Origin of the sequence: Dactylosporangium sp. NPDC006015 (assembly GCF_040614215.1) — a bacterium.
Taxonomy (GTDB): domain Bacteria; phylum Actinomycetota; class Actinomycetes; order Mycobacteriales; family Micromonosporaceae; genus Dactylosporangium; species Dactylosporangium maewongense.
This window is the reverse complement of record NZ_JBEXUD010000111.1, coordinates 1-3,298: the sequence shown is the minus strand read 5'-3', so window position 1 is coordinate 3,298 and position 3,298 is coordinate 1. Positions and strand designations below refer to the sequence as shown.

Annotated in this window: 2 rRNA genes; both read left to right on the top strand. The window is 57.3% G+C overall.

What is annotated here, in order from left to right:
* Positions 1-146 precede the first annotated feature (146 nt).
* Positions 147-1,663, top strand: a 16S ribosomal RNA gene (locus ABZ321_RS58140).
* Between the two features lie 355 nt (positions 1,664-2,018).
* Positions 2,019-3,298 (top strand): 23S ribosomal RNA (locus ABZ321_RS58135); the annotation flags it as partial.

Here is a 3,298-nt window from a genome sequence, read left to right as displayed (position 1 = left end):
GGTGTGTGTTGGTTGTTTGAGAACTCAACAGGGTGCTTGTTAAGCCAGTGCCAATTGATTGACCCCGTGACATGGCTTTGTTGTCGTGTCCGAGGATTCCTTTGGTGACAAACGATTGTTTGTTGCCAGGACTGATTTTCCAGATTTTGTTGGAGAGTTTGATCCTGGCTCAGGACGAACGCTGGCGGCGTGCTTAACACATGCAAGTCGAGCGGAAAGGCCCTTCGGGGTACTCGAGCGGCGAACGGGTGAGTAACACGTGAGTAACCTGCCCTAGGCTTTGGGATAACCCTCGGAAACGGGGGCTAATACCGGATATTCATTCTCCACGGCATCGTGGGGTGTGGAAAGTTTTTTCGGCCTGGGATGGGCTCGCGGCCTATCAGCTTGTTGGTGGGGTGATGGCCTACCAAGGCGACGACGGGTAGCCGGCCTGAGAGGGCGACCGGCCACACTGGGACTGAGACACGGCCCAGACTCCTACGGGAGGCAGCAGTGGGGAATATTGCACAATGGGCGGAAGCCTGATGCAGCGACGCCGCGTGAGGGATGAAGGCCTTCGGGTTGTAAACCTCTTTCGACAGGGACGAAGCGCAAGTGACGGTACCTGGAGAAGAAGCGCCGGCCAACTACGTGCCAGCAGCCGCGGTAAGACGTAGGGCGCGAGCGTTGTCCGGATTTATTGGGCGTAAAGAGCTCGTAGGCGGCTTGTTGCGTCAGCTGTGAAAACCCGCAGCTCAACTGTGGGCTTGCAGCTGATACGGGCAGGCTTGAGTTCGGTAGGGGAGACTGGAATTCCTGGTGTAGCGGTGAAATGCGCAGATATCAGGAGGAACACCGGTGGCGAAGGCGGGTCTCTGGGCCGATACTGACGCTGAGGAGCGAAAGCGTGGGGAGCGAACAGGATTAGATACCCTGGTAGTCCACGCTGTAAACGTTGGGCGCTAGGTGTGGGGGGCCTCTCCGGTTCTCTGTGCCGCAGCTAACGCATTAAGCGCCCCGCCTGGGGAGTACGGCCGCAAGGCTAAAACTCAAAGGAATTGACGGGGGCCCGCACAAGCGGCGGAGCATGCGGATTAATTCGATGCAACGCGAAGAACCTTACCTGGGTTTGACATGGGCGCTAAAGCAGCAGAGATGTTGTGTCCTTCGGGGGCGTTCACAGGTGGTGCATGGCTGTCGTCAGCTCGTGTCGTGAGATGTTGGGTTAAGTCCCGCAACGAGCGCAACCCTTGTTCGATGTTGCCAGCGGGTTATGCCGGGGACTCATCGAAGACTGCCGGGGTCAACTCGGAGGAAGGTGGGGATGACGTCAAGTCATCATGCCCCTTATGTCCAGGGCTTCACGCATGCTACAATGGCCGGTACAAAGGGCTGCGATACCGTAAGGTGGAGCGAATCCCAAAAAGCCGGTCTCAGTTCGGATCGGGGTCTGCAACTCGACCCCGTGAAGTCGGAGTCGCTAGTAATCGCAGATCAGCAACGCTGCGGTGAATACGTTCCCGGGCCTTGTACACACCGCCCGTCACGTCACGAAAGTCGGTAACACCCGAAGCCGGTGGCCCAACCCTTGTGGAGGGAGCCGTCGAAGGTGGGACTGGCGATTGGGACGAAGTCGTAACAAGGTAGCCGTACCGGAAGGTGCGGCTGGATCACCTCCTTTCTAAGGAGCAACCTTCACCGAAAGGTGACAGGAGCCCATGGTCGACCGAATGTGTCGACAGGGTGCTCATATGGCGGAGACACTGGCGAAGACTTCCTGACAACGGTTCATGTGTCCTAGTACTGCTCACTTGTGGGCGTGGAACGGCGATTGGATGCGGTTGGGAGATCACACAGGCACCCTGTTGGGTCCTGAAACAACCAACGTAGCGATACGGGGTTGTTTTCAGACGAGATCCACATCTGTCGCAATACCGGTCGGCGTAGCCGGCGAGGTTGTGGCTGATAAAGAGGTGTGGGTTTGGTGTTGGTTGAGAATTGCACAGTGGATGCGAGCATCTTTATAGCTTTTTTGTGGTCAAGTTGCTGAGGGCGTACGGTGGATGCCTTGGCACCAGGAGCCGATGAAGGACGTGGGAGGCCGCGATAGGCCTGGGGGAGCTGTCAACCGAGCTGTGATCCCAGGGTGTCCGAATGGGGGAACCCGGCACCAGTCATGTGGTGTCACTCCCGCCTGAACACATAGGGCGGGTAGAGGGAACGCGGGGAAGTGAAACATCTCAGTACCCGCAGGAAGAGAAAACAATTGTGATTCCGTGAGTAGTGGCGAGCGAAAGCGGATGAGGCTAAACCGTGCACGTGTGATACCTGGCAGGGGTTGCGTGTGCGGGGTTGTGGGACATGTCTTGATCGGGCTGCTGACCGGTCGCACAGTCAGAAAATTCGTGGTTAGTCGAAGTTCGCTGGAAAGCGGCACCGTAGACGGTGAGAGTCCGGTAGGCGAAAATCGCGGGTCTGTGTTGGTGTGTTCCCGAGTAGCGGCGGACTCCTGTAATCTGCCGTGAATCTGCCAGGACCACCTGGTAAGCCTAAATACTCCCTGGTGACCGATAGCGGACTAGTACCGTGAGGGAAAGGTGAAAAGTACCCCGGGAGGGGAGTGAAATAGTACCTGAAACCGTGCGCCTACAATCCGTCGGAGCGTCCACACGCGAGTGTGGGGTGACGGCGTGCCTTTTGAAGAATGAGCCTGCGAGTTAGTGATACGTGGCGAGGTTAACCCGTGTGGGGGAGCCGTAGCGAAAGCGAGTCTGAATAGGGCGTTCAGTCGCGTGTCCTAGACCCGAAGCGGAGTGATCTAGCCATGGGCAGGCTGAAGCGCGGGTAAGACCGCGTGGAGGGCCGAACCCACCAACGTTGAAAAGTTGGGGGATGACCTGTGGTTAGGGGTGAAAGGCCAATCAAACTCCGTGATAGCTGGTTCTCCCCGAAATGCATTTAGGTGCAGCGTCACGTGTTTCTTGCCGGAGGTAGAGCACTGGATGGCCTAGGGGGCCTACAAGCTTACTGAAGTCAACTAAACTCCGAATGCCGGTAAGTGAGAGCGTGGCAGTGAGACTGCGGGGGATAAGCTTCGTAGTCGAGAGGGAAACAGCCCAGATCACCAGCTAAGGCCCCTAAGCGTGTGCTAAGTGGTAAAGGATGTGGGGTCGCATAGACAACCAGGAGGTTGGCTTAGAAGCAGCCACCCTTGAAAGAGTGCGTAATAGCTCACTGGTCAAGTGGTTCCGCGCCGACAATGTAGCGGGGCTCAAGCACACCGCCGAAGCTGTGGCATTCACATGATAACCCGGCC